Source organism: Pseudomonas sp. (genome assembly GCF_033723075.1).
Classification (GTDB): Bacteria; Pseudomonadota; Gammaproteobacteria; order Pseudomonadales; family Pseudomonadaceae; genus Aquipseudomonas.
In genome coordinates this window covers 18,057-44,192 of sequence record NZ_JAWVXU010000013.1, presented here as the reverse complement: position 1 = coordinate 44,192, position 26,136 = coordinate 18,057, and the positions used below count along the sequence as shown (strand labels likewise).

24 protein-coding genes and 1 other RNA gene are annotated in these 26,136 nt (G+C 63.7%); 11 read left to right on the top strand and 14 right to left on the bottom strand.

Annotation, left to right across the window (positions count from 1 at the left end):
- Positions 1-97 precede the first annotated feature (97 nt).
- The 4 genes from R3355_RS16005 to R3355_RS15990 all read right to left on the bottom strand — a co-directional run bounded on the left by R3355_RS16005 (position 98) and on the right by R3355_RS15990 (position 4,623).
- A complete protein-coding gene (locus tag R3355_RS16005; protein ID WP_318962063.1) occupies positions 98-1,315 on the bottom strand; it encodes a 2-octaprenyl-3-methyl-6-methoxy-1,4-benzoquinol hydroxylase in 1,218 nt (405 codons plus the stop codon).
- A 108-nt stretch (positions 1,316-1,423) separates the two neighbouring features.
- The gene (ubiH, locus tag R3355_RS16000; RefSeq protein WP_318962062.1) at positions 1,424-2,608 is read right to left on the bottom strand and encodes a 2-octaprenyl-6-methoxyphenyl hydroxylase; all 1,185 of its coding nucleotides are present in this window, start codon (positions 2,606-2,608) and stop codon (positions 1,424-1,426) included.
- Between the two features lie 4 nt (positions 2,609-2,612).
- On the bottom strand, positions 2,613-3,947 hold the full coding sequence (gene pepP / locus R3355_RS15995; protein ID WP_318962061.1) for a Xaa-Pro aminopeptidase: 1,335 nt from the start codon (positions 3,945-3,947) through the stop codon (positions 2,613-2,615).
- A 121-nt stretch (positions 3,948-4,068) separates the two neighbouring features.
- A complete protein-coding gene (locus R3355_RS15990) occupies positions 4,069-4,623 on the bottom strand; it encodes a YecA family protein (protein ID WP_318951494.1) in 555 nt (184 codons plus the stop codon).
- Positions 4,624-4,778: 155 nt separating this feature from the next.
- On the opposite strand from R3355_RS15990, the gene R3355_RS15985 reads away from it, so the two are divergent.
- The 6 genes from R3355_RS15985 (at position 4,779) to R3355_RS15960 (ending at position 8,902) form a co-directional block, all read left to right on the top strand.
- Positions 4,779-4,988 carry a TIGR02449 family protein gene (locus R3355_RS15985; RefSeq protein WP_318951495.1) on the top strand — a complete coding sequence of 70 codons (210 nt, stop codon included), beginning with the start codon at positions 4,779-4,781 and terminating at the stop codon, positions 4,986-4,988.
- Entirely contained in the window at positions 4,985-5,299 is a 315-nt protein-coding gene (locus R3355_RS15980; protein ID WP_318951496.1) for a cell division protein ZapA, read from the top strand. Before R3355_RS15985 ends, R3355_RS15980 begins: the two co-directional genes overlap by 4 nt.
- A gap of 33 nt (positions 5,300-5,332) precedes the next feature.
- Positions 5,333-5,511, top strand: a non-coding RNA gene (gene ssrS / locus R3355_RS15975) — 6S RNA.
- 49 nt (positions 5,512-5,560) lie between these two features.
- Entirely contained in the window at positions 5,561-6,157 is a 597-nt protein-coding gene (locus R3355_RS15970) for a 5-formyltetrahydrofolate cyclo-ligase (RefSeq protein ID WP_318950979.1), read from the top strand.
- Positions 6,158-6,541: 384 nt separating this feature from the next.
- Positions 6,542-6,991: an EVE domain-containing protein gene (locus tag R3355_RS15965; RefSeq protein ID WP_318962060.1), complete on the top strand. Its 450-nt coding sequence runs from the start codon at positions 6,542-6,544 to the stop codon at positions 6,989-6,991.
- Positions 6,992-7,057: 66 nt separating this feature from the next.
- Positions 7,058-8,902, top strand: coding sequence for a diguanylate cyclase (locus tag R3355_RS15960; protein ID WP_318962059.1), 1,845 nt, complete (start codon positions 7,058-7,060; stop codon positions 8,900-8,902).
- Between the two features lie 68 nt (positions 8,903-8,970).
- On the opposite strand, the gene R3355_RS15955 is transcribed toward R3355_RS15960, so the two are convergent.
- Complete coding sequence (locus R3355_RS15955) at positions 8,971-9,384, bottom strand: flagellar basal body-associated protein FliL (protein WP_318950976.1); 414 nt, start codon at positions 9,382-9,384, stop codon at positions 8,971-8,973.
- Between the two features lie 260 nt (positions 9,385-9,644).
- On the opposite strand from R3355_RS15955, the gene R3355_RS15950 reads away from it, so the two are divergent.
- Positions 9,645-10,622: an NADPH:quinone oxidoreductase family protein gene (locus tag R3355_RS15950; RefSeq protein WP_318962058.1), complete on the top strand. Its 978-nt coding sequence runs from the start codon at positions 9,645-9,647 to the stop codon at positions 10,620-10,622.
- A gap of 116 nt (positions 10,623-10,738) precedes the next feature.
- Here the strand turns inward: R3355_RS15950 and R3355_RS15945 are convergent, their stop codons facing one another.
- The 4 genes from R3355_RS15945 to trxA all read right to left on the bottom strand — a co-directional run bounded on the left by R3355_RS15945 (position 10,739) and on the right by trxA (position 15,229).
- Positions 10,739-11,707, bottom strand: a complete 969-nt coding sequence (locus R3355_RS15945; RefSeq protein ID WP_318962057.1) for a CDP-6-deoxy-delta-3,4-glucoseen reductase — start codon at positions 11,705-11,707, stop codon at positions 10,739-10,741.
- A 91-nt stretch (positions 11,708-11,798) separates the two neighbouring features.
- Positions 11,799-13,265 (bottom strand): 4-hydroxy-3-polyprenylbenzoate decarboxylase, encoded by a 1,467-nt coding sequence (gene ubiD, locus R3355_RS15940; protein WP_318950972.1) that lies wholly within the window; start codon positions 13,263-13,265, stop codon positions 11,799-11,801.
- Between the two features lie 130 nt (positions 13,266-13,395).
- Positions 13,396-14,655: a transcription termination factor Rho gene (gene rho, locus R3355_RS15935; protein WP_318962056.1), complete on the bottom strand. Its 1,260-nt coding sequence runs from the start codon at positions 14,653-14,655 to the stop codon at positions 13,396-13,398.
- A gap of 247 nt (positions 14,656-14,902) precedes the next feature.
- On the bottom strand, positions 14,903-15,229 hold the full coding sequence (trxA, locus tag R3355_RS15930) for a thioredoxin TrxA (RefSeq protein WP_079203790.1): 327 nt from the start codon (positions 15,227-15,229) through the stop codon (positions 14,903-14,905).
- Positions 15,230-15,564: 335 nt separating this feature from the next.
- Here trxA and ppx point away from each other — a divergent pair, with 335 nt between their 5' ends.
- Entirely contained in the window at positions 15,565-17,067 is a 1,503-nt protein-coding gene (gene ppx, locus R3355_RS15925; RefSeq protein ID WP_318962055.1) for an exopolyphosphatase, read from the top strand.
- On the opposite strand, the gene ppk1 is transcribed toward ppx, so the two are convergent.
- Positions 17,054-19,264 carry a polyphosphate kinase 1 gene (gene ppk1, locus R3355_RS15920; RefSeq protein ID WP_318962054.1) on the bottom strand — a complete coding sequence of 737 codons (2,211 nt, stop codon included), beginning with the start codon at positions 19,262-19,264 and terminating at the stop codon, positions 17,054-17,056. The genes ppx and ppk1 overlap by 14 nt on opposite strands.
- 18 nt (positions 19,265-19,282) lie before the next feature.
- A complete protein-coding gene (hemB, locus tag R3355_RS15915) occupies positions 19,283-20,296 on the bottom strand; it encodes a porphobilinogen synthase (RefSeq protein WP_318947272.1) in 1,014 nt (337 codons plus the stop codon).
- Positions 20,297-20,507: 211 nt separating this feature from the next.
- On the opposite strand from hemB, the gene R3355_RS15910 reads away from it, so the two are divergent.
- From R3355_RS15910 to R3355_RS15900, 3 genes are all read left to right on the top strand, one after another.
- Entirely contained in the window at positions 20,508-21,062 is a 555-nt protein-coding gene (locus R3355_RS15910; RefSeq protein WP_318947271.1) for a DedA family protein, read from the top strand.
- Between the two features lie 329 nt (positions 21,063-21,391).
- The gene (elbB, locus tag R3355_RS15905) at positions 21,392-22,051 is read left to right on the top strand and encodes an isoprenoid biosynthesis glyoxalase ElbB (RefSeq protein ID WP_318962053.1); all 660 of its coding nucleotides are present in this window, start codon (positions 21,392-21,394) and stop codon (positions 22,049-22,051) included.
- A 96-nt stretch (positions 22,052-22,147) separates the two neighbouring features.
- Positions 22,148-22,618 carry a thioesterase family protein gene (locus R3355_RS15900; RefSeq protein WP_318962052.1) on the top strand — a complete coding sequence of 157 codons (471 nt, stop codon included), beginning with the start codon at positions 22,148-22,150 and terminating at the stop codon, positions 22,616-22,618.
- 134 nt (positions 22,619-22,752) lie between these two features.
- Here the strand turns inward: R3355_RS15900 and R3355_RS15895 are convergent, their stop codons facing one another.
- The 3 genes from R3355_RS15895 to R3355_RS15885 all read right to left on the bottom strand — a co-directional run bounded on the left by R3355_RS15895 (position 22,753) and on the right by R3355_RS15885 (position 26,120).
- Positions 22,753-23,205, bottom strand: coding sequence for a YaiI/YqxD family protein (locus R3355_RS15895; protein WP_318947268.1), 453 nt, complete (start codon positions 23,203-23,205; stop codon positions 22,753-22,755).
- A gap of 37 nt (positions 23,206-23,242) precedes the next feature.
- Positions 23,243-23,872, bottom strand: a complete 630-nt coding sequence (locus R3355_RS15890) for a LysE family transporter (RefSeq protein WP_318947267.1) — start codon at positions 23,870-23,872, stop codon at positions 23,243-23,245.
- A 337-nt stretch (positions 23,873-24,209) separates the two neighbouring features.
- Positions 24,210-26,120, bottom strand: a complete 1,911-nt coding sequence (locus R3355_RS15885; RefSeq protein WP_318962051.1) for an ATP-binding cassette domain-containing protein — start codon at positions 26,118-26,120, stop codon at positions 24,210-24,212.
- Between the last annotated feature and the right edge of the window lie 16 nt (positions 26,121-26,136).

The window sequence follows — 26,136 nt, the reverse complement described above, 5'->3', positions numbered from 1 at the left end:
TGGTCAATCTTCACCACCTTTTAATCCGCAACACAGCACGCCATGCCTCTGCAGGCACAGTGTCGGATGACACAGGAGGGGGAGATGCGGGACAGCGTCAGGCGCGCGCCAGCTCCGGCAAGTCGCCACTCAGACCCAGCGCCTGACGGACGAACAACGCCTTGGCCTCGGGCAACTCGTCGACCCAGTCGAGGCCGGCGTTGCGCAGCCAGCGCAATGGCAGCGGATCGGCCTGGAACAAGCGTTCGAAACCCTCCATCGCCGCCATCATCGCCAGGTTGTACGGCATGCGTCGGCGCTCGTAGCGACTCAGCACGCGCTCATCGGCCAGACGCTCACCACGCGCATGGGCGTGCAGCAGCACCTCGGCCAGCACGGCGGCATCGAGAAAGCCTAGATTGACGCCTTGCCCGGCCAACGGATGGATGCTGTGCGCGGCATCACCGATCAGCGCCAGCCCTTCTTCGACATAGCGCTTGGCGTGGCGCTGGCGCAACGGGATGCACAGACGCGGATCAGCCTGCAGCACCTCACCCAGGCGATGCTCGAAGGCCTTGCCCAGCTCGACACAGAAACCGGCGTCGTCCAGCGCCATCAGGCGCTCGGCTTCGTTCGGCACGACGGACCAGACGATCGAACACCAGTGTTCGCCAGGCGCAGCAGCCAAGGGCAGAAAGGCCAGCGGGCCGTCGTCGGTGAAGCGCTGCCAGGCCGTGGCCTGGTGCGCCTCGCTGCAGCGCACGCTGGTGACAATGGCATGGTGCAGATAATCCCACTCGCGGGTGGCGCAACCGGCCAGGCGGCGCACCGCCGAGTTGGCGCCGTCGGCGGCGATCAGCAGGGGCGTACGCAGCTGGCGGCCATCGGTCAGGGTCAGCAGCCAGTCGTCGCCGGAGCGGCGCAACTGCTCCAGACGGGCATTGTTCAGCAAGCCCACAGGGCCGTCGTGCAGACGCTCGAGCAGGGCGTCCTGGATCACCCGATTCTCGACGATATGGCCAAGTGCCTCGGCATGCACGCTGGCCGCACTGAAATGAATCCGTCCGGTACCGGAGCCGTCCCACACCCGCATCTCGGCATAGGGGCTGCTGCGGCGAGCGGCGATGCCCTGCCACACGCCAAGCCGCTCGAGCACCCGCTGGCTGGCGATCGACAACGCGCTGACCCGCGGCTCGAAAGGCGCGGCAGGGTCGAACGGCTTGACGCTGAGCGGCCCGCCATCGATCAGCAGAATGTCCAGCCCCTGCTCTTGCAGGGCCAAAGCCAGGGCGCTGCCAACCATACCGGCACCGACGATGATCAGATCCGCACGCATATCATTCCTTAATTGAACCAACGCGAATTGAACGGTGACCGGGCATGCCTCTGCTGCCGCGGCAGCTGCCTGTCCAGGCTTGAGCCAACCGGTTGCGGCGGCCCGCCCTCATAGGTCGCGAGTACCCAGGCCCATGGCCTGGCGGGCGAACCAGCGCTTGGCCGGCGGCAGCAGATCCAGACTCAGCAGGCCCAGGCCACGTCCGGCGGCCAGCAGCGGCTGGCCACTGCTGAACAGGCGGGTGACCCGATCGGAAAAGCCCACGGTCAATTGCTGGTCGACCCGTTGCCGCTGCAGATAACCCTGCAAGGTCGCCAGATCGCCCAGCGGCGCGCTACTGGCCAATAGCGTCTCGGCCAACGCCAGGGTGTCGCGCAGCGACAGGTTGTAGCCCTGCCCGGCAATCGGGTGCAGGCTGTGCGCAGCATTGCCGAGCACCACCAGATGGGAACGCACCTGCTCTTCGGCCTCGGTCAGCGTCAGCGGGTACAGGTGCCGCGCACCGACCTGACGCAAGGCGCCGAGGCGGTAACCAAAGGCCTGCTGCAACTCATCGAGAAAGCGTGCCTCATCCAGCTGCAGCAAGCGCTCGGCGTCAGCCGTTGGACGGGTCCAGACCAGCGCACAGCGCTTGTCGGCCAGCGGTAGCATGGCCATAGGTCCGTCTTCGGTAAAGCGCTCGAAGGCCAAACCCTGGTGATCGTCCTGCGGACTGATATTGGCAATCAGCGCACTCTGGCCATAGGGCCTGTGGCTGACGCCGATACCCAGCTGTTCGCGCAGGCCGGAACGGCCACCGTCGGCCAGAATCGCCAGGTCACACTCCAGGCTGGACTCATCGTCCAGGGTCAGTCGATAACCGCTCTCCAGCGCGTCCAGGCGGGCCACCTGCGCCGGGCTGCGCCAACTGACCACCTGCTGATCCAGGGCCTGCCACAGACACTGGCCCAACCAGGCGTTTTCCACCACATAGCCCAGCGCCGGCACACCCTCTTCCGCGGCGCTCAGGCGTGCCGCGGCAAAGCGGCCACGGTCGGACACATGAATCTGTCGAATCGGCTCGGCGCGCTCAGCGATGGCCTGCCATAGCCCCAGGCGCTGGTAGATCAGCCGCGTGCCGTAGGACAGCGCGGTGGAGCGGGCATCGTAGCTCGGCTGATAGCCTTCGCCCGGGGCGAAGGGTTCGATCAGGCTGATCTGCCAGCCGCGCGCCCTGGCCTCGCCCTGCAGGGCCAGGGCCAGACTGGCGCCGACCAGGCCGCCGCCGATGATTGCCAGATCGACTCGCTGCATGGGTTCAGGCCGCCACTGTCGGCGCGGCGGCCATCAGCGCCTCGATCTCGGTGACGGTTTTCGGTACGCCCAGGGAGAGCACCTCGCAACCGCTCCTGGTCACTACCACGTCATCTTCGATGCGCACACCGATACCACGCCATTTCTTCGCCACCTTGGTGTTGTTCACGGCGATGTAGATGCCCGGTTCGACGGTCATGGCCATGCCGACTTCCAGCTCCCGCCACTCGCCACCGATCTTGTAATCGCCGACGTCGTGCACGTCCATACCCAGCCAGTGGCCGGCGCGATGCATGTAGAAGGGTTTGTAGGCCTCGGCAGCGATCAGCTCGTCGACCTCGCCGTGCAGCAGGCCCAGCTCGACCAGCCCGGCGGTGATCACCCGGACCGTGGCCTCATGGGCTTCGTTCCAGTGTTTGCCGGGCGCGATATGCTTGAAGGCTTCCTCGTTGGCGGCCAGCACCAGCTCGTAAATGGCCTTCTGCTCGGGCGAGAACTTGCCGTTGACCGGAAAGCAGCGGGTGATGTCGCTGGCATAGCAGTCGATCTCGCAGCCGGCGTCGATCAGCACCAGGTCACCGTCCTTGAGCGGCGCGTCGTTCTCGCGGTAGTGCAGGATGCAGGCATTCCTGCCGGCCGCGACTATCGAGCCGTAGGCCGGCATCTTCGCCCCGCCCTTGCGGAATTCGTAGTCCAGCTCGGCTTCCAGGTGGAACTCATGCAGCCCCACGCGGCTGGCCTGCATGGCGCGGATATGGGCGCGTGCGGAAATCTGCGCGGCCTCCTTCATCACCTTGACCTCGGCGGCCGACTTGTACAGGCGCATATCGTGCAGCAGGTGATCGAGGGCGACGAATTCGTTCGGCGGCTGTGCACCCTGGCGCGCCTTGGAGCGGATCACGTTGATCCAGTCCATCAGGTGGCGATCGAACTCCTGGTTGGTGCCCATGGCGTAGTAGACCCGCTCGCGGCCTTCGATCAGGCCGGGGAGGATGTCGTCGATATCGCCGATGGGGAAGGCATCGTCGGCGCCGTACTGGCCGATCGCGCCGTCCTGGCCAGCGCGCAGGCCATCCCACAGCTCGCGCTCGGGATCACGTTCGCGGCAAAACAGCACATATTCGCCATGTTCGCGACCGGGAATCAAGGCGATCACCGCCTCCGGCTCGGGAAAGCCGGAGAGGTACTGAAAGTCGCTGTCCTGGCGGTAGACGTGCTCGACGTCGCGATTGCGGATGTACACCGGCGCCGCCGGCAGGATGGCGATGCTGTTGGGTTCCATCTGCGCCATCAGCGCCTTGCGCCGACGGGCGTATTCCGACTTGGGGATGCTGATCATGGGCAGGTTGGGTCCACTTCTTCTGGCGTGAAATAAATCATAGGCTGTGAAAAAACGAAGGCCGTCGCGAGAGTGCCGCCCGGCGACGGTCGCAGCAGGCAAGCGATTTTTTCACAGCCTCTCAGTGCAGTGACGGTTTGGCGGCCGCGGCCACAGGCTTGCTGCATTCGCTGAACAGCAGCAGTGGGGCAACCCGCAGGTATTCCATCACTTCCATGTAGTCGTTCTCGCCGTCTTCGGACTCGTCCAGGGCATTTTGTACCTGGGCGATGGCCGAGAGATCCTGCAGCACTTCCATGGCCTCGGCGCTCAAGGCGCTGTCGCGCGCGGTCAGGCCGAAGCCGCCGAGAAAGCCCTGGCACCACTGGCCAATGGCCGCGGCACGCTCGGCGAGCGGTGCTTCATCGGACGGCAGGAGCAGCACCACGGTGATCTCGTCACCGCACAACTCCCCCTTGACCATCTCCTGCAAGCCAATCAACGCCTGGCGCACGTTGTCTTGCGGCGCACCGCCGAGCAGCTCGGCAGCATCCACCAGCCAGGCATCAATATCGAAGCCGGCACCGGCACAGCTGCGGCCCAGCAGCAGGCCATGCAGTTCTGCAGGGGAAACGGGATGACCGCTGCTGGCGAGCAGCGCGGCGAAAGCGGTATAAGGAGAACTTGAAGTCGGCATAGATCACTAGGCGCCAAGCGGCGCAATCACTAGAATGAAGGCTTCGTATCCTAGCACCGGCAGGCGCGCCAAGACCATCAAAGGCCGGCGCAAGGTTTGACCTCTTTCAGGGACAAGCCTATAAGTCCGGTCAATCCTTGCCTTAGCGAGACCCCATGGAAGACGTCGACCTGCACGCCCTCACGACCAAGCTGGAGCAGCTGATCCAGCGCGTCGAGCAGCTCAAGGCCCACAATCGGGTTCTCCTGGCCAATGAACAGGCCTGGCGCGAGGAGCGCGCCCATCTGATCGAAAAGAACGAAATGGCCCGGCACAAGGTCGAATCCATGATTTCGCGCCTCAAGGCCCTGGAGCAGGACTCATGACCCAGTCGAATACCGTTACCGTGCATATCCTCGACAAAGAATATTGCATCGCCTGTCCACCGGACGAACGCAGCAACCTGGAAAGCGCCGCGCGCTATCTGGACGGCAAGATGCGCGAGATCCGCAGCAGCGGCAAAGTCATCGGCGCCGACCGCATAGCGGTGATGGCCGCGCTGAATATCACCAACGATCTGCTGCACAAACAACAGAACCTGGATCAACAAACGACCTCGACCCGCGACCATGTGCGCAGCCTGCTCGAGCGCGTCGACCATGCATTGGCCAACGATACCGATGACAAAGGCGCCTGATTACGTCGCGGCGGATTCAGGTATACTGGCCGCCACTCCCTGGGGTGTGCGCCAGTTGGTGATGTCCCTGAGCCGATACGCACAAACCCGGGGGTTGCATGTTGGGGCCGGTGTGCATGTCCGCCTGACGGAAAGCCTTAACGCCTCCTGCAACCTCCACCTTGAACTTTCGGGTTCAAGGGCTAAGCCGACAGCGGCACGCCGGGGAGTCTTTTTTTCCTACCTATTGCCCACTGTCGGCAACAGGTTCTGCGCCTGATCATGCTCGACTCCGCCAGCCTGACCCGCCCGCAACTACGCCGCCTGCTGCGGCAAAAGCGCCGCGCCCTCAGCCCCCTGGCGCAACGCCGAGCTGCGCGGCAGCTGTATCGGCAATTGGCGCAACACCCGTTGTTTCGGCGCGCCAGACACATCGCCCTGTACCTGCCCAACGATGGCGAAATCGACCCCCGCCCGCTGTTACGCGCCGCCCAACGTCGCGGCAAAGCCACCTACCTGCCGGTCCTCAACCCCTGGCCGCGCACCAAGATGGTGTTTCAGCGCGTGCGCCCGCACGAGATCATGAAACCCAATCGCTTCCGCATCCCCGAGCCGAGACATAACCGCGCGCAGCAACGCAAGGTATGGGCACTGGACCTGGTGTTGTTGCCGCTGGTCGGCTTCGACCGCCACGGCGGACGCATCGGCATGGGCGGCGGTTTTTACGACCGCAGCCTGGCGTATCGAGGAGTGCGCAAAAAATGGCACAACCCGACCCTATTGGGCCTGGCCCATGAATGTCAGCAGGTGGATCGACTGGCGCTGGCCAGCTGGGATGTGCCGCTCAAGGCGACGGTGACGGACAGGGCGTGGTACTGAAAAGTGCTGGCGGCACCGCGATCCCTGCGGCACATGGCGGATCGAGCAAGCGGGTCAAGGTTGTGGGGAGACGTTAACAGGCATATCGCCCTGGCGCTCCCACTGGCTCTGGGTGTAACCCGTAGTAACCACGCCCAGGCTGAACAGGATGACTAATACCCACAATAGATCTGGTTTGCGTTTCATCGGATGCCTCCCCCTTCAAGGCATGCTGCGCACGGTGGACCGGCGGTTTTATTTTTATCGGTCGTACAAACTGTCTGGCGCAAAGGCCGGCATTGTCTGCCAGCGCTTACAATCAAGCAATTTCTGGCGCCAAACGGTCGCCAGCTGCATGTACGACCATCAGTCCGCAGCAAGGACCGTTTTTACGGAGCAAAGTTCATGCCCAATTGGCTGATGAAATCGGAACCCGCTGAATTCTCCATCCACGACCTGCAACGCCTCGGCCAAGCCCGCTGGGATGGGGTACGCAATTACCAGGCGCGCAACTTTCTGCGCAACATGCAGGCCGGCGAGCACTTTCTCTTCTATCACTCCAGCTGCCCCGAGCCGGGCATCGCCGGCATCGCCTGCATCAGCAGCCCCGCCTACCCCGACCCGACGGCGCTCGACCCCGACAGCCATTACTTCGACAGCAAGGCCAGCCGCGAGAAAAACCCCTGGAGCGCGATCGACGTGACCTTTGTCGAAGCCTTCGACAGGGTCATCCCGCTGGCCACGCTGAAGGGGCAAAGCGCCTTGCTGGAACTGCCGTTGGTGCACAAAGGCAGTCGCCTGTCGGTGATGCCGGTCAGTGCCGAGCAGTGGGCGGCGATCCTAGCGCTGCGCTGAGCCGGCTCTGGCACTGGGCACCGGCACTGTGCTATGAGGTAAGTGAACCGCCCACGGACCTCACTCATGCCGCCGCGCTCTCAGTCCCCCTGGCCAGCTCGCCTGGCGCTTGCGGCCTTGCTGCTGGGCCTGTGCCTGATCAGCCTGCTGCTCTGGCAGCGACTGCTGATCGCACAGCAGGCGCGCGTCGCCGAACGCGTCGACTATCAGGCGCGCAGCCTCGCCCGGCAACTGGAAACCAGCCTGCACGAGCAGGTCAACGACCTACGCCGCATTGCCCTGCTGTGGAATCACCGTGGGCGCATACCGGTGGAAGAATGGCTGCTCGACAGCCGCTTCTCGCTCGAACGGTTCAAGGGCTACCAGGCCATCCAATGGCTCGATGCCGACCTCCGCATGCGCTGGATCGAACCTCTGCAGGGCAACGAAGCGGCCCAGCAATTCCGCCTGACCCCGGCGCACCCCAACTTCAACCTGGCGATACAGGCCAAGGCCTCGGGCGAACCGCGCTTCTCCAACAGCTTCGTCCTGCTCCAGGGTGGCCGCGGCCTTATTCTCTACACCCCGCTGTATGTCCATAACGCGCACAACGAGCGGGTCTTCGATGGTTTCCTGCAAGGGGTGTTTCGCGTCGAGGGGCTGATGGACGAACTGCTCAGCCACTCCGACAGCCACGACTTCAGCGCCTATCTGCTGGAAGCGGGCCGACCGATCTACAGCCAAGAACAGCCCGATGCCCTCGACACCCTGCAGCTGGAGGTGCCGCTGGATCTCTTGAACAACCAGAACTTTACCCTGCGCCTCAAACCAACCGGGCAGCTGGTGCAGCGACTGGCTACGCCCCTACCGCAAGTCGTCCTCGGCGCCAGCCTGACCATCAGCCTGCTGTTGGTCGCAGCCATTGGCCTGGCGCTGGGCAACGCGCGGCGCGCCAGCGCCCTGCAAACCGGCAACCGGCGCCTGAGCGAAGAACTCGAGCAACGCGCAAAGATCGAGCAAGTACTGCGCGACAGTCGTGAACGCCTGCAACTGGTACTCGACCTGACCGATTCCAGCCACGACGGCCTGTTCATCATCGACCCGCAGAACCGCGACATCCTGCACATGAACCAGGCCACCTACAACAGCCTGGGCTACAGCGCAGAGGCCTTCCGCGAACTGCTCAAGCAGGATCCGGAACAGTTGCTGCCGGGTTACCACGACTGGCTGGAGGGCGTGCGCCAGGCCCAGCAGGACCAGCTATCGACCATCTTCCAGCAGAAGATGCGCCGTCGCGACGGCAGCGAACAAGCCGCGGAGATCAGCGCACAACTGGTATTGGTCAACGACCACGAATACCTGATCGGGGTAACCCGCGACAACAGCCAACGCCTGCAGCTCGAAGCACAACTGCAACGCCTGTCGCAGCAGGACGGATTGACCGGCCTGTACAACCGGCGCTTTTTCGACAGCCAACTCAACAGCGAGTGGCGCCGCTTGCGCCGCCAGGGCGCCTCGCTGACGCTGCTGATGCTGGATATCGATTACTTCAAGAGCTACAACGACCGGCTCGGCCATCTGGCCGGCGACGATGCGCTACGCCAGGTCTCGGACGTCTTGCGCACGAGCCTGCAGCGCGAGGGCGACAGTGCCTGCCGCTACGGCGGCGAGGAGTTCGCGATCATCCTCGCCGATACCGGCCTGGAGGGCGGCATGCACGTCGCCTCACGGGTACAGCAACGACTCGAAGCGCTGAACCTCGCCCACCCGGGCAGCCCGATGGGGCGCCTGACCCTGAGCATCGGCCTGGCGGTTGCCGAGCCGGGCAGCGGCGAATCGCCGGACCTGCTGGTCGCGCACTGCGACCAGGCGCTTTACCGCGCCAAGCACGAGGGCCGCAACCGCATCTGCGTCTGGCGGGACGCGGCCTGAGAGACTGAGGGAAACTCCTGCCTACTGCGACCGCCTGCAATCGTCCGCTGCGGCGCTACGCGCTGGCGTCACTGAATGATCAGGTTGTTGAACAACAGGTCGTCCACCAGCGGCTGGCCTTCCTCCTGAGTCAGGATGTCCTGCACCTGCTTGAGCGCTTCCTGGCGCAGCACTTCCTTGGCTCCGGCCGCAGCTATGCTCTCCTCGGTCTGCTGGGAAAACAGCATCACCAGCTGATTGCGAATCAACGGCTCGTGGTGCTTGACCTTGCCCTCGGCTGCAGCACCGCTGACCCGCAGGGCGATATCCGCCTTGTAGAACTTGAGTTTTGGACCCGTACCAAAATTGCCCACCAGCGCCGGCGTAAGACTGACGTAGGCAACCGCTGGCGGTGCGCCCTCTTCCGGTTTTTTCTCCGCTTCCTCGGCGAGCGCCATCACGGGCAGGGACAGGGCCAACAACAGTGCGATCCAGACTTTCACAGGGGGTATTCCTCCACAGGGGCGCCTAGCATAGCCATAGCCGGGCCCCAGCCCAAGCCCCGGCACGCGTGAAAAAACGCCCATACTTATACAGCGCCATCAGACGCGACCATGCTCGTTGACCGACACCCCCTCGCCTCTAACACTGCGAAGGGCTGTTGGGGGTTTCATTGCGCTGCGCGGGCGCCTGTTTTTTTTGCGCGCGGCAAGGCACGAAACCTCAACAGACCCCAGTCCATCATCCGCAGAGGAAAAGCCCGATGAAAGCTGTGCTGTGCAAAGCCTTCGGCCCCGCCGAAACCCTGGTCCTGGAAGAAATCGCCAGCCCCGTCGCCAAGGCCAACGAAGTGCTGCTCGAGGTGCACGCCGCCGGGGTCAACTTCCCCGACACCCTGATCATCGAGGGCAAGTACCAGTTCAAGCCGCCTCTCCCCTTCTCCCCCGGCGGTGAAGCCGCAGGCGTGGTGGCGGCGGTAGGCGAGAAAGTCAGCCACCTGAAAGTCGGCGACCGGGTGATGGCCCTGACCGGCTGGGGCAGCTTTGCCGAACAGGTCGCGGTAGCGGGCTACAACGTCATACCTATCCCCGCGGGCATGGACTTCACCAGTGCCGCCGCCTTTGGCATGACCTACGGCACCTCGATGCACGCGCTCAAGCAGCGCGCCAACCTGCAGCCGGGTGAGACCCTGCTGGTACTCGGCGCCTCCGGCGGCGTGGGTCTGGCGGCAGTGGAAATCGGCAAGGCCATGGGCGCCAGGGTGATTGCCGCGGCGAGCAGCGCAGAGAAACTCGAAGTAGCCAAGGCTGCCGGTGCCGACGAGTTGATCAACTACAGCGACAGCAACCTGAAGGATGAAATCAAACGCCTGACCGGTGGCCAGGGCGCCGACGTGATTTACGACCCGGTAGGTGGCGACCTGTTCGATCAGGCCATCCGTTGCATCGCCTGGAATGGCCGCCTGCTGGTGGTGGGCTTCGCCAGCGGACGCATCCCCGAACTGCCGGTCAACCTGGCCCTGCTCAAGGGTGCCGCGGTGGTCGGGGTGTTCTGGGGCTCGTTCGCCCAGCGCCAGCCGCAGGACAACGCCGCCAACTTCCAACAGCTGTTCGCCTGGCATGCCGAAGGCAAGCTCAAGCCGCTGGTGTCGCAGACCTTCCCGCTGGAGCAGGCCGCTGCGGCGATCGACACCCTCGGCCAGCGCAAGGCAGTGGGCAAGGTGGTGGTCAGGGTTCGCTGAGACATCAACCGGTAAGGTGCACCGTGCGCACCATCAGCCCTACGCAGAAATATCGCTGAACACGCAGCGCACCCTACGGAAAAGCCGCCCTCGGGCAGCTTTTTCATGGCCGTTGATCAGCCCCGCGGCGCGTAGGCGAAAACGTCGGCGCGCATCTGCCGGGCGTCCATGCCCGCCTCGACCAAGGCGTCCAGGGTTGCGTAGACCATGCTCGGCGAGCCGCTGGCATACACATGCAGCGGCTTGAGGTCGACGAAGTCCTCGCGCACCGCCTCGTGCAACATGCCACAACGGCCCTGCCAGCCACACTGGTCGCTGACCACCCGATGCAGGAACAGGTTGGGCAACGACTGCCACTCGGCCCAGCAGGGCAGCTCATAGAAGTCTTCCGGCCGACGCGCGCCCCAGTACAGGTGCACGGGGTGAGGGAAGCCGGCAGCACGGCAGTGCTCGATCAGGCTGCGCATCTGCGCCATGCCGGTACCGGCGGCGATCAACACCAGCGGGCCGTCCGGCAGCTCGGCCAGGTGGGTGTCGCCAAACGGCATCTGTATCCGCGCGAAACCCTGCCCGCGCAGGTGCTCGATGACCGCGATACTGGACGGGTCACGCGCCAGGATATGCAGCTCCAGCTCACGCCCGGACTGCGGCGCCGAGGCCAGGGAAAAAGCCGAAAACTCGGTATCCGCACGCTGCAGCAAGAGGTACTGGCCGGCGTGATAACGCGGCAGTTTGCCGGCCGGCGCGCGCAGGCGTACGCGAAACACGTCGCCACCGGCGTCGTGGCACTCGACCAGCTGGCAGTTCAGCTCGCGCGTCGGCAGCTCGCCAGGCGCCAGCACCCCATCCCAGAGCAGCACACACTCCTGTTCGGGCTCGGCCAGGCAGGCAAACACCTCGCCATGCTCATGGGACTGACCCGCCTGGCGCACCCGGCCGTTGACCAGCAGGGCTGCGCAAACATGGCAGTTGCCGTTGCGACAGCTCTGTGGACAGTCGTAACCGAGCCGGCGCGCCGCATCGAGAATGCGTTCGCCACGCTCGACGTCGAGTACGGCACCTGAGGGTTGCAAGGTCACTTTCATACGCCACGCCCTGTAGGAGCGAATTTATTCGCGATCATCTGCGCGCCGCGGTCGCGAACAGATTCGCGACCAAGCCATCCAAAAATAGTCATCAGTCGATCCCCAACTGCGCCCAGAGCTCGTCGACCCGACGCTTGACCGCCTCATCCTGAACGATCGCCCGGCCCCATTCGCGACTGGTTTCACCCGGCCATTTGTGGGTGGCATCCAGGCCCATCTTGCTACCCAGACCGGAGATCGGCGAGGCGAAATCCAGGTAGTCGATCGGCGTGTTGTCAATCAACACAGTATCGCGCTTGGGGTCCATGCGCGTGGTGATGGCCCAGATCACGTCGTTCCAGTCGCGCGCATCGATGTCGTCGTCGGTGACTATGACGAACTTGGTGTACATGAACTGTCGCAAAAACGACCAGACACCTAGCATTACGCGCTTGGCATGGCCCGGGTACTGCTTCTTGATGGTCACCACCGCTAGGCGGTAGGAGCAGCCTTCCGGCGGCAGGTAGAAGTCGGTGATCTCCGGGAACTGCTTCTGCAGGATCGGCACGAAGACTTCATTCAATGCCACCCCGAGGATCGCCGGCTCATCCGGCGGCCGTCCGGTATAGGTGCTGTGGTAGATCGGCTTTTGCCGGCGGGTGATGCGCTCGACGGTAAACACCGGGAAGCGATCCACCTCGTTGTAGTAGCCGGTGTGGTCACCGTAGGGGCCTTCATCGGCCATCTCGCCGGGGTGGATCACCCCTTCGAGGACGATTTCGGCGCTGGCCGGGACCTGCAGTTCGCTGCCGCGGCACTTGATCAACTCGGTACGATGGCCGCGCAGCAGGCCGGCGAAGGCATACTCGGACAGGCTGTCGGGCACCGGGGTGACGGCGCCGAGAATGGTCGCCGGATCGGCGCCCAGAGCTACCGCCACCGGGTAGGGACGATCCGGGTACTTCTCGCACCAGTCGCGGAAATCCAGGGCGCCACCGCGGTGGCTGAGCCAACGCATGATCAGCTTGTTGCGACCGATCACCTGCTGGCGGTAGATGCCGAGGTTCTGCCGTTCCTTGTTCGGTCCCTTGGTCACGGTCAGGCCCCAGGTGATCAGCGGGCCGACATCGCCTGGCCAGCAGGTCTGCACCGGCAGCTTGCCGAGGTCGACGTCGTCGCCCTCCTCGATCACTTCCTGGCAGGGCGCGTCTTTCAGCACCTTGGGCGCCATGGCCAACACCTTGCGGAAAATCGGCAGCTTCGACCAGGCGTCTTTCAGGCCTTTCGGTGGCTCGGGCTCCTTGAGAAACGCCAGCAGCTTGCCGATCTCGCGCAGCTCACTGACCTCTTCCGCGCCCATGCCCAACGCCACCCGCTTGGGCGTGCCAAACAAATTGCCGAGCACCGGCATATCGAAGCCCGTGGGGTTTTCGAACAGCAGCGCCGGACCGCCCTTGCGCAGGGTGCGGTCGCAGATTTCGGTCATTTCCAGCACGGGCGAAACCGGCGCCTGGATGCGCTTGAGTTCGCCGCGCTGTTCCAGGCCGCGGATAAAGTCGCGCAGGTCGCGATACTGCATGCAGGAGCCTCGTGTCGGGCGTGCCAGTCGGGGCGCAAAGTTTAGCGCCGAACCGGGTTATTCAGAAGGAACGGCAGTACGCGGACATACAAAAGCCGGGTTTCCCCGGCTTTTGTGCGACTCGCGTGGCTTACTTGCGGCGCATCGACATGAAGAACTCTTCGTTGGTCTTGGTCGCTTTCAGCTTGTCGATAAGGAACTCGATGGCGGCGATTTCGTCCATCGGATGCAGCAGCTTGCGCAGAATCCACATGCGCTGCAGCTCGTCCTCGGCGGTCAGCAACTCTTCGCGGCGGGTGCCGGAGCGGTTGATGTTGATCGCGGGGAATACGCGCTTCTCGGCGATACGACGGTCCAGGGGCAGTTCCATGTTGCCGGTGCCCTTGAATTCTTCGTAGATCACTTCGTCCATCTTCGAGCCGGTTTCCACCAGCGCGGTGGCGATGATGGTCAGCGAACCGCCTTCCTCGATGTTGCGCGCGGCACCGAAGAAGCGCTTCGGCTTCTCCAGGGCGTGGGCGTCGACACCACCGGTGAGGACCTTGCCGGAGCTCGGGATCACGGTGTTGTAGGCACGCGCCAGACGAGTGATGGAGTCGAGCAGAATGACCACGTCCTTCTTGTGCTCGACCAGGCGCTTGGCCTTCTCGATCACCATTTCGGCGACCTGCACGTGGCGGGTCGGCGGCTCGTCGAAGGTGGAAGCGACCACTTCGCCGCGCACGGTGCGCTGCATTTCGGTCACTTCTTCCGGGCGCTCGTCGATCAACAAGACGATCAGGTGGCACTCGGGGTTGTTGCGCATGATGTTGGCCGCGATGTTCTGCAGCATGATGGTCTTGCCGGCTTTCGGCGGTGCGACGATCAGACCGCGCTGGCCCTTGCCGATCGGGGCGCAGAGGTCAATGATGCGGCCGGTGATGTCTTCGGTGGAACCGTTACCGGCCTCCATGACCAGACGCTTGGTGGGGAACAGCGGCGTCAGGTTTTCGAAGAGGATCTTGTTCTTGGCGTTTTCCGGGCGATCGTAGTTGATCGTATCAACCTTGAGCAGCGCAAAATAACGCTCGCCTTCTTTCGGCGGGCGGATCTTGCCGACGATGGTGTCGCCGGTACGCAGGTTGAAGCGGCGGATCTGGCTCGGCGAGACATAGATGTCATCGGGGCCGGCGAGGTACGAGGCATCCGCGGAGCGGAGAAAGCCGAAACCGTCCTGGAGAATCTCCAGCACGCCATCACCGGAGATTTCCTCACCGCTTTTAGCGTGTTTTTTCAACAGCGAGAAAATCACGTCCTGCTTGCGCGAACGAGCCATGTTTTCCAGGCCCATCTGTTCGGCGAGTTCCAGCAGTTCGGTGATCGGCTTTTGCTTGAGTTCGGTCAGATTCATAGGGAATGACGTAATCATGAAGGAGGGGGAAATAAGCTATTCAGCTTGGGAGGCCGTGCCGCTATAAAGACGATTGGATCGCCAGCGTGCTTCGAAGGTATTCGCGTAGGAATGCGTCGACAACGGCTTGCAGGGGGCGGCATAGGAAATGCAGCGAGGCCGAATGTAACACCGGTTTTAGCGGCACGTCCAGCACCCAGACAGAAAAAACCCCGCAATTAGCGGGGCTTATCATCGGTTCAACAGCTTAGATATTGCTGTCGAGGAAGGCCGCCAGCTGCGACTTGGACAGCGCGCCGACCTTGGTCGCTTCGACGTTGCCGTTCTTGAACAGCATCAGGGTCGGGATGCCACGCACGCCGTACTTGGGCGGAGTGTCCTGGTTTTCGTCGATGTTCAGCTTGCAGACTTTCAGCTTGCCCTGGTAGGTCTGGGCGATCTCATCGAGTACGGGGGCAATCATCTTGCACGGGCCGCACCACTCAGCCCAGTAGTCGACCAGCACCGGACCCTCGGCCTGGATGACGTCCTGGTCGAAACTGGCGTCGCTGACATTGGTGATGAATTCGCTCATGGAAAGTCTCCGTGTTCGGAAGCAAAAGATGGTCGACATCATAGCCCGGCTTTCCCGACACAGGAAGTCGGGCGCAATTGAGCTTATCTATAGGCCTTGGTCAAGGTTTGCGCAACTCAAACCAGAAACTACAGGGCCTGGACCGCGCAAGGCGCCCGCGCAGCCTCTGTAACAGGCTTTGCCACCCGGCAGCACGGGCTCAGCTACCCCACGCCTGGAGCGGCGAACCGCCGGGCGGCCCAGCGCAAGACAACGGCCTGCGACATCAGTATGCGTTGGCGTACCCCACCTATCGTGGCAGGATGTCTGCGTTCTGTATCGAGACAGCCCCCATCATGCCGCATACCCCTGCAGAGTCATTTCCCTTGATTGCAGCCATCGACCTGGGCTCCAACAGCTTCCACATGGTGTTGGCCAAGGCCGATCACGGCGAGCTGCGCATCCTCGAACGCCTGGGCGACAAGGTACAACTGGCCGCCGGTATCGATGAACTGCGCCTGCTCGACGAGGCCGCCATGCAGCGCGGGCTCGACTGCCTGCGCCGCTTCGCCCAACTGACCGCCAGCCTGCCGGAGGGGGCGGTGCGCGTGGTCGGCACCAATGCCCTGCGCGAGGCGCACAATCGCGGCGAATTTATCCGCCGCGCCGAGGAAATCCTCGGCCATCCGGTCGAAGTCATCTCCGGCCGCGAAGAAGCACGACTGATCTACCTCGGTGTGTCCCACAGCATTGCCGACACCCCGGGCAAGCGCCTGGTCGCCGATATCGGCGGCGGCAGTACCGAATTCATCATTGGACAGCGCTTCGAGCCCTTGCTGCGCGAGAGCCTGCAGATGGGCTGCGTGAGCTACACCCAGCGCTACTTCAAGGACGGCAAGATCACCCCGGCCCGCTACGCCCAGGCCTATACCGCGGCCCGCCTGGAAATAATGGGCATCGAACATGCCCTGCGCAGGCTCGGCTGGCAGGATGCGGTTGGTGCGTCCGGCACCATCAAGGCCATAGGCCTGGCGATCCAGGCCGCCGGCCTGGGCACGGGAGAGATCAACCCGGACGGTCTGGCCTGGCTCAAACGCAAGGTGTTCAAGCTCGGCGACGTGGACAAGCTCGACCTCGGCGGCATCAAACCCGATCGACGCGGGATATTCCCCGCGGGCCTGGCCATTCTCGAAGCGATTTTCGACGCCTGCGAGCTCGAGCGCATGTCGCACTCCGAAGGCGCCCTGCGCGAAGGAGTGCTCTATGACCTGCTCGGCCGCCACCATCACGAGGATGTGCGCCAGCGCACCCTGAGCGCGCTGATGGAGCGCTACCACGTCGACCTGGAGCAGGCCGCCCGGGTCGAGCACAAGGCCCTGGAGGCGCTCAATCAGGTGGCAGACAGCTGGGAACTGGGCGACGAGTGGCATCGCGAGCTGCTGATCTGGGCCGCACGGGTACATGAACTGGGGCTGGACATCGCCCACTACCAGTATCACAAGCACGGCGCCTACCTGATCGAGCACTCCGACCTGGCCGGTTTCTCACGCATGGATCAGCAGATGCTCGCCCTGCTGGTTCGCGGCCACCGGCGCAACATTCCCAAGGACAAACTCGGTGAATTCGGTGACGAAGGCATCAAGCTGATCCGCCTGTGCGTACTGCTGCGCTTCGCCATCCTCTTCCATCACATCCGCGGCACCCAGGCGATGCCCAAGGTTCAGCTGCAGGCCAGCGCGCAGAGCCTGGAAATCGTCTTTCCCGAAGACTGGCTGGCGGCCAACCCGCTGACCCAAGCGGATTTCACTCAGGAAGCGGGCTGGCTCAAGCGCATAGGCGTCGAACTCAGCGTGCGCTGACCAGCGGCACGGTCAATTTCTCCAGCAACCCGGCCTGCGCGCTGCGCGGGTTCTGGTTGCCGGTCGGGCTGCTGCGCACATAGCGACCGTCCGGCTGCAGCACCCAGCTCTGGGTGTTGTCGGTCAGGTAGGCCTCCAGCTCCTTCTTCACCCGCGTGATCAGCTTCTTGCCTTCCACCGGGAAACAGGTCTCGACGCGCTTGTCCAGGTTGCGCTCCATCCAGTCGGCGCTGGACAGGTAGATCTTCTCCTCGCCCTCGTTGAGGAAATAGAACACCCGCGTGTGCTCGAGGAAGCGGCCGATGATCGAGCGCACCTGGATATTATGCGACACCCCCGGAATACCCGGACGCAGGCAGCACATGCCGCGCACCACCAGATCGATGCGCACCCCGGTCTGACTGGCCTTGTACAGCGCGCGGATGATCTTCGCGTCGGTCAACGAATTGAACTTGGCGATGATGTGCGCCGGCTTGCCCTCGCTGGCCTGGGCGGTTTCCTTGGCGATCAGGTCGAGCAGGGTTTTCTTCAGGGTGAAGGGCGCATGCAGCAGCTTCTTCATGCGCAGGGTCTTGCCCATGCCGATCAGCTGGCTGAACATCTTCGCCACGTCCTCGCCCAGCGCCACATCGGCGGTGAGCAGGCTGTAGTCGGTGTACAGCTTGGCGTTGCCGGCATGGTAGTTGCCGGTGCCCATGTGTGCGTAGCGGACGATCTCGCCGCTCTCGCGACGCAAAACCAGCATCATCTTGGCGTGGGTCTTGAAACCGACCACGCCGTAGATCACCACCGCACCGGCCGCCTGCAGGCGACTGGCAAGGGCCAGGTTGGACTCCTCATCGAAGCGGGCACGCAGTTCGATCACCGCGGTGACTTCCTTGCCGTTGCGCGCGGCCTCGACCAGCGCATCGACGATTTCCGAATTGGCGCCGCTGCGGTAGAGGGTCTGCTTGATCGCCAGCACATGCGGGTCTTTCGCCGCCTGACGGAGCAGATCGACCACCGGGGTGAAGGACTCGAACGGGTGCAGCAGGAGAATGTCCTGCTTGCTGATCACGCTGAAGATGTTGTCGCTGTTCTGCAGCAGCTTGGGGATCACCGGGGTGAACGGCGGATATTGCAACTCCGGGTGACTGGCCAGGCCGGTGATGCTGAACAGGCGGGTCAGGTTGACCGGACCGCTGACCCGGTACAGCTCGCTCTCGCTCAGGCTGAACTGCTTGAGCAGGTAATCGAGCAGCGGCCGCGGGCAGGTGTCGACCACCTCCAGGCGCACCGCATCGCCGTAACGCCGCGAGAACAGCTCGCCGCGCAGGGCGCGAGCCAGGTCCTCGACGTCCTCGGTGTCCACCGACAGGTCGGCGTTGCGGGTCAGACGGAACTGGTAGCAGCCCTTGACTTTCATGCCCTGGAACAGGTCGTCGGCATGGGCGTGGATCATCGAAGAGAGAAACACGTAGTTGTCGCCGGGGCCGCCAACCTCCTCCGGCACCTTGATGATCCGCGGCAGCAGGCGCGGCGCCGGAATGATCGCCAGGCCCGAATCGCGGCCGAAGGCATCGATGCCTTCCAGCTCGACGATGAAGTTCAGGCTCTTGTTCACCAGCAAGGGGAACGGGTGGGTCGGGTCCAGGCCGATCGGCGTGATGATCGGTGCGATCTCGTCGCGGAAGTAGCGACGCACCCAGGCCTTCAACTTGGTGTTCCAGTGACGCCGGCGGATGAAGCGCACCTGGTGCTTTTCCAGCGCCGGCAACAGGGTGTCGTTGAGAATCGCATACTGCCGGCTGACCTGCTCGTGTGCCAGCTCGGAAATCCGCGCCAGCGCCTGATGCGGCTGCAAGCCATCGGCAGCGGCCTGTTCGCGGGCGAAGTTGATCTGCTTCTTCAAGCCGGCGACACGGATCTCGAAGAACTCATCCAGGTTGCTGGAAAAAATCAGCAGAAACTTCAGTCGCTCCAGCAACGGGTAGGACTCATCCAGCGCCTGCTCCAGCACGCGGATATTGAATTGCAACTGCGATAACTCGCGGTGGATATACAGGCTGCTGTCGTCCAGGCTTGGCACCACCATGGGCGGTGCCGGCGTGGGCACGGGCACGGGCGCTTCGATCGGCGGCAGGATTTCCGCTGGCAGTTCGGCGACGACCGCTTCGGCAGTCTGCAATTCGCTCGGGGTGAGTCCTTCGGTAGTCATTGGATCGTCCTGGCGGGACTAGTGCCCCTGCTGTAACAATTGTGCCGCGCGAACGGCGAAATAGGTAAGGATGCCATCGGCACCGGCACGTTTGAAAGCGGTCAACGACTCGAGAATCACCGCTTCGCTCAACCAGCCATTCTGGATCGCGGCCATATGCATGGCGTACTCGCCACTGACTTGGTAGACAAAAGTTGGCACCCGGAATTCCTGTTTGACCCGCCAGAGAATGTCCAGATAGGGCATGCCCGGTTTGACCATCACCATGTCGGCGCCTTCGGCCAGGTCGGCGGCCACTTCATGCAGCGCCTCGTCACCGTTGGCCGGATCCATCTGGTAGCTGGCCTTGTTGGCCTTGCCCAGATTGGCTGCCGAGCCCACCGCATCGCGGAACGGGCCGTAGTAGGCGCTGGCGTACTTGGCCGAGTAGGCCATGATGCGCACATTGGCAAAATCGGCCAGTTCCAGGGTCTCGCGGATCGCCTGCACCCGACCGTCCATCATGTCCGAGGGTGCGACCACCTGGGCACCGGCCTCGGCATGCGACAACGCCTGTTTGACCAGGGCGTCGACGGTGACGTCGTTCTGCACGTAGCCATCTTCGTCGAGGATGCCGTCCTGGCCGTGGGTGGTGAAGGGATCCAGGGCCACATCGCTGATGATGCCCAGCTCCGGAAAACGGGCACGCAGGGCGCGAATCGCGCGCTGGGCGATGCCCTCGGGGTTCCAGGCCTCGCCAGCGTCCAGAGACTTTTTCTCCAGCGGCGTCACCGGAAACAGCGCCAGCGCCGGGATCCCCAGGGCCACCCACTTCTCCGCCTCCTGCAGCAGCAGGTCGATGGACAGACGCTCGACGCCCGGCATCGAGGCGATTGCCTCACGGCGGTTGTCACCGTCGAGGACGAACACCGGCAGAATCAGGTCGTCGACGCTCAACCGATTCTCGCGCACCAGGCGCCGGGAAAAGTCATCGCGGCGATTGCGCCGCAGGCGCGTGGCAGGAAACAGGCGATTGGCAGGGGTAAAGCTCACAGCAGACTCCATAGCCCGCACGAACGGGCGAGCGTGACAGTTATAAGCCACCATTATGACCAAATGATGACAACCACAGGCAATACTGCGCCAATGCGTCGCGCCAGCCTGCCGATATTGTGACCACCAGGCTCACCGGCGTCGAGCGATGCGCCGTTTTCCCCAGCGACGCAAGGGAGTAGGCTGGGCGCCTGATCCTTCGGCCGCCACCATGCTCGAACATCTTCTGCAGCAATTTGGCTATCCCGTAGTACTGCTTGGTACCTTTCTCGAGGGCGAGATGTCGCTGCTGCTGGCGGCGTATCTGGCTCTGCGCGGCTACCTGAGCATCGAACTGGTGGTGCTGTTCGCCTTCTGCGGCACCTACGCCAGCGACCAGCTGTGGTATTTCCTCGGTCGCCGCCACGGCCGCCGCATCCTCGCCCGCCGGCCGCACTGGCAGGGCTTGGGTGACAAGGCATTGCTGCTCCTGCGCCGGCATCCGGATTTGTGGGTACTGGGCTTTCGCTTCATCTACGGCATGCGCACGGTGATGCCCCTGGCCATCGGCCTGTCCGGCTACTCATGGCGACGCTACCTGCTGCTGGACGCCATCGGCGTGGCCATCTGGGCTACCGGCCTGGGTCTGGCGGCCTATCACCTGGGCGCGGCGCTGGAAACCCTCCTCGGCGACTTCCGCCGCTACCAACTGTATGTCTTCGGCGCGCTGCTGCTGATCGCCCTGGGTTTCTGGCTACGCCAGCGCCTGCGCCGCTCGGCGCATTGAGCCTCCCCGCCGGCGCCATCCGGCCCGCAGAGCCCTGGCGATGAGCCAGCATCCAGCCCAAGCGGATATCACTTTTATTCATTCCGGGCCCATATCGCTGGCAAAGCCCAGCGGCTAGGATTAGCGGCAGGATCCTGACCTTGGCGTATCGAGTCTTTCGCGACGCCCCATGCCAACCTGAGTAGCATTTGACGACAACCTGCCCAGGCCGATGATGATGCGCCCGACCTACACAGCCATTCACCCCATTCAACTTGTCGAGGATCGGCCGCAGACCAGCCATAATCTGCATAGCCACCTTGACTCAGCCCAGTGATCAGGAGTTCTCAATGAACAGAAAAGTAGCGGTGATTCTTTCCGGTTGCGGTGCTTACGACGGCGCCGAGATCCATGAAAGCGTGATCACCCTGCTGCGCCTCGACCAGCGCGGCGCCGAGGTGCAATGCTTTGCGCCGAACGTGCAACAACTGCATGTGGTCGATCATTACAGCGGCGATGAAATGGACGAGACGCGCAACGTCCTGGTGGAGGCTGCCCGCATTGCGCGCGGCAAGATCAAGGACGTCCGCGAACTGCATGTCGACGATTTCGACGCCCTGATCATGCCCGGCGGCTTTGGCGTGGCCAAGAACCTCTCCGACTTCGTCCTCGCCGGCGCCAACTGCACGGTGCAGCCCGACGTACTGAGCGCCACCCAGGCCTTCGTCAAGGCCGGCAAACCGGTCGGCCTGATGTGCATCGCCCCGGTCCTGGCGGCAAAAATATTCGGCCACGGCGTGGTCTGCACCATCGGCAACGATCAGGAAACCACCGACGCCCTGACGCAGATGGGCGCCATCCACCACGAGTGCGAGGTCAGCGACATTGTCGAGGATCACACCCACAAGCTGGTCACCACGCCCGCCTACATGCTCGCCCAGTCAATCAGTGAGGCGGCCTCGGGCATCAACAAGCTGGTCGACCGGGTACTCGAACTGACCCACGTCTAGGCCAAACCCGCCAATGCGCGCGGCACGCCTGCCGCGCCTCTGGCCAAGCGGGCCGGTCTGCTGCAGCGTGAGTGAAATCTCGCAAAGGCAGGCGCCATGACCACCCCATCTCTCGAGCTCACCCAGGAACTGCATCAGGCCGTGAGCGGCTTTTTTCAGCGCATCCCGTTCAACCAGATGCTGGGTATTCAACTTGGCGAACTGAGTCCGCAGCAGGTGACCATGCACCTGCCGATGAAGCCCGAGCTGATCGGTAACTTCGTCCACGGCATCCTGCATGGCGGGGTCATCTCAGCGCTGCTGGATGTCGCCGGTGGCGCCATGGCGCTGATCGGCGCTTTCGACAAGCACCAGCACCTGTCCAGCGCAGAACGCATGGTGCGACTGTCCAAGCTGGGCACCATCGACCTGCGCATCGACTACCTGCGCCCCGGTCGCGGCCAGCACTTCACGGCCAGCGCCATGCTGCTGCGTTCCGGCAACAAGGTCGCGGTGGTGCGCAGCGAACTGCACAGCGATGACGGCACTCTGGTGGCGGTCGGCACCGGCACCTACCTGTGCGGCTAGACCGTTCTCCCTGCCCCTCCCCCGATGCTCTGCCGGGGACTGTCGTCTCTTTGGGAGGCAATAGTCGAGAGACAAGGATGGGCCGCTCAACCCATCCTTCTGCCTGGAGCGGCTGAAGCCGGCGCGGCCGGGCTTCAGTTGCGCATCAAGCGAGTCAGAATACGATCCAGCGAGTTGGCAAATGCCTGCCGTTCGCGTTCGCCATAGGGTCCCTGACCACCGCCGACCTGACCCTGCTCGCGCAGGTCGGTAAACAGGTTGCGCACCGCCAGGCGCTCTCCCATGTTGCCCTCGTCGAACTCCTTGCCGCGCGGATCGAGAGCGGCGACGCCCTGCTTCACCAGACGGTCGGCCAGCGGCACATCGCTGCAAATGACCAGCTCGCCAGGCACGGCGTGCTCGACCAGATAGTCATCCGCCGCATCCGGACCGCTAGGCACCACAATCAGCCGCACGCAGGCGTAGGCCGGCTTGACCTGCGCCTGGCCGGCCACCAGCAGCACCTCGAAGCGCCGCTTGAGGGCAAACTTGACCACCTGATCCTTGGCCGCCTTGGGACAGGCGTCGGCATCTATCCACACTCGCATCTGGGCGCTTTGCTCATTCACAACCAACGACTCCCGTTCAGACCGGCGCACGGCGCACCGTGGCCAGCAACGCGGCTGCGCCGACGAACAGGGCACCGAATGTGCGGTTCATGATGCGCTGCTGGCGCGGCGAACGCAGTGCCCGCAGCGCCCGCGCCGCCAGCCCGGTGTAACCGGCCATGACGACCAGGTCGACGCCGATCATGGTCACGCCCATCAGCAGGTGCTGGACCAGCAACGGCGCCTGCGGATCGAGAAACTGCGGCAGCACCGCAAGGATGAAGACGATGGCCTTGGGGTTGCTGAAGTTCACCAGGAAGCCGCGCAGGACCAGAGTCAGCGGCCGGCCGATCGGGCGCTCGGTCTGCGCTGCCATATCGCTGGGCAAGGCCTGCCACTGGCGATAGCCGAGGTACACCAGATAGACCACGCCGAACCACTTGATCAGGCCGAACGCCACTTCCGATGCGGCAAGAATCGCCCCGACCCCGGCGGCGACAATGACGATCTGCAGTGCCAGGCCCAATTGCAGGCCCAGGGCATTCCAGTAGCCGCGCCAGAAGCCGTATTGCAACCCGGCGGACATCGAGGCAATGGCCCCCGCCCCAGGCGACAGGCTGATCAGCCAACAGGCGGCGAAGAACGCAAGCCAGGTTTCCAGTGCCATGGCGATACCTCGAACAGAATGATGAAGGGCTGCCAGCGGACACTGGCAAGCGCTCTAGCCTAACTCTTGTCGCGGGCCGCGCCCAGTCAGGCGCTTCGCAGCCTGCCCGAAAAGAGGGATTTTGGCAGGTTGATTGCCATTCTCGGACAGCCTCCAGGTCCGGCGGACCTTGCACAGAGGCAGCGGCGCCCGGTTTGCAGGCACGACCGACGACCAGACCAACGCGCCAGCAAAGGTTGCTGCAACCTCGCCAACAGCAGAATCGGCACCACCTGGCCGGCCTACAACAGCGGCTCGCGGTAGATGCTCAACCATTGCGGGTTGAATAGCCCGACGCTCAACCGGCCGCCTCCAACTCAGCCTGCAAGGCCTCGAGGGTTTCCAGCGCCTCCAGCCAGCGCTCTTCCAGGTCGGTTTCACGGCTTTTCAACCTGGCTTGCTCGGCCAGCGCATCGCGCAGCTGATTCTTGCTCGCGGCATCGTAGATGCCCCTGTCGCCCAGACGGGCTTCCACGGCAGCCAGGCTCACATGCAGTTGGCCGAGCTCTTTTTCCAGCTTGTCGGCTTCGCGCTTGAGCGGCGCCAGCTGCTGGCGCAGCGCAGCCGCAGCCTGGCGCTGGGCACGCTTGTCGGTTTTATCCAGGTTGCCTTCGCCATTGCTGACTGGCGCCTGCCTCACCCGGTAGTCATTCAACCAGCGCGCATAGTCCTCGAGATCACCATCGAACGGCTGCACCCGGCCATCGGCAACCAGGAGGAACTCATCGGTGGTGCTCTTGAGCAGATGCCGGTCATGGGACACCACCACCACCGCACCGGAGAACTCCTGCAGGGCCATGGTCAGAGCCAGGCGCATCTCCAGGTCGAGGTGGTTGGTCGGCTCATCGAGCAGCAACAGGTTGGGCTTGCCCCAGGCGATCAATGCCAGGGCCAGACGCGCCTTTTCGCCCCCGGAAAAATTCAGCACGGGTTCATCGCAGCGCGGGCCGCGGAAATCGAAGCCACCGAGGAAGTCGCGCAGGGTCTGCTCACGTTCGCCCGGCGCCAGACGCTGGAAATGCAGGAGCGGGCTGGCCTTGTCGTCGAGGGCATCGAGCTGGTGCTGGGCAAAATAGCCAACCACCAGATTCTCGCCAAGCTGCAGGCGGCCACCGATGGGCTGCAACTCGCCCGCCAGGTTCTTGATCAGAGTCGATTTGCCAGCCCCGTTGGGTCCGAGCAAGCCCAGGCGTGCGCCCGGTGCCAGCTGCAGCTTGACATGCTCCAGCACCACCTTGTCGCCATAACCGAGACGACCTTCGCTCAGATCCAGCAACGGGCTGGAAATCTTCTCGGACTCGCGGAAGCTGAAATCGAACGGCGAGTCGACATGCGCCGCCGACAGCTCTTCCATGCGCTCGAGTGCCTTGATCCGGCTCTGCGCCTGGCGCGCCTTGGTCGCCTGGGCTTTGAAGCGGGCGATGTACTTTTCCATGTGCGCGCGCTGCACCTGTTGCTTCTCATACGCTTGCTGCTGCTGGGCCAGGCGCTCGGCGCGGGTGCGCTCGAAAGCCGAATAGCCGCCGCGATACAGGGTCAGCTTGCGCTGCTCGACATGGGCGACGTGATCGACCACCGCATCGAGAAAATCGCGATCGTGGGAAATCAGCAGCAAGGTGCCGGAGTAACTCTGCAGCCAGCCCTCCAGCCAGAGGATCGCATCCAGATCCAGGTGGTTGGTCGGCTCGTCGAGCAGCAACAGGTCGGACGGGCACATCAATGCCTGGGCCAGGTTCAGGCGCATGCGCCAACCGCCGGAGAAGTCGCCGACGCGGCGATCCATCTGCGCACTTTCAAAACCCAGGCCGGCGAGCAATTTTCGCGCACGGGCATCGGCGGCATAACCATCGAGGTTATCCAGCTCGGTGTGCAGGCGCGCAATCGCGACGCCATCGTGCACGGCCTCGGCAATGGCCAGCTCGGCTTGCACCTTGCGCAGCTGCAGATCGCCATCGAGCACATAGTCCACCGCCTGGCGCTCGACGGCGTCGATCTCCTGGCGCATATGGGCAATGCGCCAGTCGGCAGGGATCAGACAGTCGCCCGCGTCTGCACTGAGTTCGCCGCGCAGCAAAGCGAACAGGCTGGACTTGCCGGCGCCGTTGGCGCCGATCAGGCCGGCTTTCTGGCCGGGGTGCAGGGTCATTTCGGCGTCTTCTAGCAGACGCTGGGGACCACGCTGTAAAGTGAGGCTCTGGAGTCGGATCATAATGGCGGCGGAGTCT

Coding starts and splice junctions, on each gene's coding strand:
- R3355_RS15900 (WP_318962052.1), top strand. CDS start 22,148: ATGACCACCCCATCTCTCGAGCTCACCCAGGAACTGCATCAGGCCGTG.
- elbB (WP_318962053.1), top strand. CDS start 21,392: ATGAACAGAAAAGTAGCGGTGATTCTTTCCGGTTGCGGTGCTTACGAC.
- R3355_RS16005 (WP_318962063.1), bottom strand. CDS start 1,315: ATGCGTGCGGATCTGATCATCGTCGGTGCCGGTATGGTTGGCAGCGCC.
- R3355_RS15910 (WP_318947271.1), top strand. CDS start 20,508: ATGCTCGAACATCTTCTGCAGCAATTTGGCTATCCCGTAGTACTGCTT.
- ubiH (WP_318962062.1), bottom strand. CDS start 2,608: ATGCAGCGAGTCGATCTGGCAATCATCGGCGGCGGCCTGGTCGGCGCC.
- ppk1 (WP_318962054.1), bottom strand. CDS start 19,264: ATGACTACCGAAGGACTCACCCCGAGCGAATTGCAGACTGCCGAAGCG.
- rho (WP_318962056.1), bottom strand. CDS start 14,655: ATGAATCTGACCGAACTCAAGCAAAAGCCGATCACCGAACTGCTGGAA.
- R3355_RS15970 (WP_318950979.1), top strand. CDS start 5,561: ATGCTCGACTCCGCCAGCCTGACCCGCCCGCAACTACGCCGCCTGCTG.
- trxA (WP_079203790.1), bottom strand. CDS start 15,229: ATGAGCGAATTCATCACCAATGTCAGCGACGCCAGTTTCGACCAGGAC.
- R3355_RS15960 (WP_318962059.1), top strand. CDS start 7,058: ATGCCGCCGCGCTCTCAGTCCCCCTGGCCAGCTCGCCTGGCGCTTGCG.
- ubiD (WP_318950972.1), bottom strand. CDS start 13,265: ATGCAGTATCGCGACCTGCGCGACTTTATCCGCGGCCTGGAACAGCGC.
- R3355_RS15895 (WP_318947268.1), bottom strand. CDS start 23,205: ATGCGAGTGTGGATAGATGCCGACGCCTGTCCCAAGGCGGCCAAGGAT.
- ppx (WP_318962055.1), top strand. CDS start 15,565: ATGCCGCATACCCCTGCAGAGTCATTTCCCTTGATTGCAGCCATCGAC.
- R3355_RS15885 (WP_318962051.1), bottom strand. CDS start 26,120: ATGATCCGACTCCAGAGCCTCACTTTACAGCGTGGTCCCCAGCGTCTG.
- R3355_RS15990 (WP_318951494.1), bottom strand. CDS start 4,623: ATGCCGACTTCAAGTTCTCCTTATACCGCTTTCGCCGCGCTGCTCGCC.
- R3355_RS15985 (WP_318951495.1), top strand. CDS start 4,779: ATGGAAGACGTCGACCTGCACGCCCTCACGACCAAGCTGGAGCAGCTG.
- R3355_RS15945 (WP_318962057.1), bottom strand. CDS start 11,707: ATGAAAGTGACCTTGCAACCCTCAGGTGCCGTACTCGACGTCGAGCGT.
- R3355_RS15890 (WP_318947267.1), bottom strand. CDS start 23,872: ATGGCACTGGAAACCTGGCTTGCGTTCTTCGCCGCCTGTTGGCTGATC.
- R3355_RS15950 (WP_318962058.1), top strand. CDS start 9,645: ATGAAAGCTGTGCTGTGCAAAGCCTTCGGCCCCGCCGAAACCCTGGTC.
- R3355_RS15965 (WP_318962060.1), top strand. CDS start 6,542: ATGCCCAATTGGCTGATGAAATCGGAACCCGCTGAATTCTCCATCCAC.
- R3355_RS15980 (WP_318951496.1), top strand. CDS start 4,985: ATGACCCAGTCGAATACCGTTACCGTGCATATCCTCGACAAAGAATAT.
- pepP (WP_318962061.1), bottom strand. CDS start 3,947: ATGATCAGCATCCCCAAGTCGGAATACGCCCGTCGGCGCAAGGCGCTG.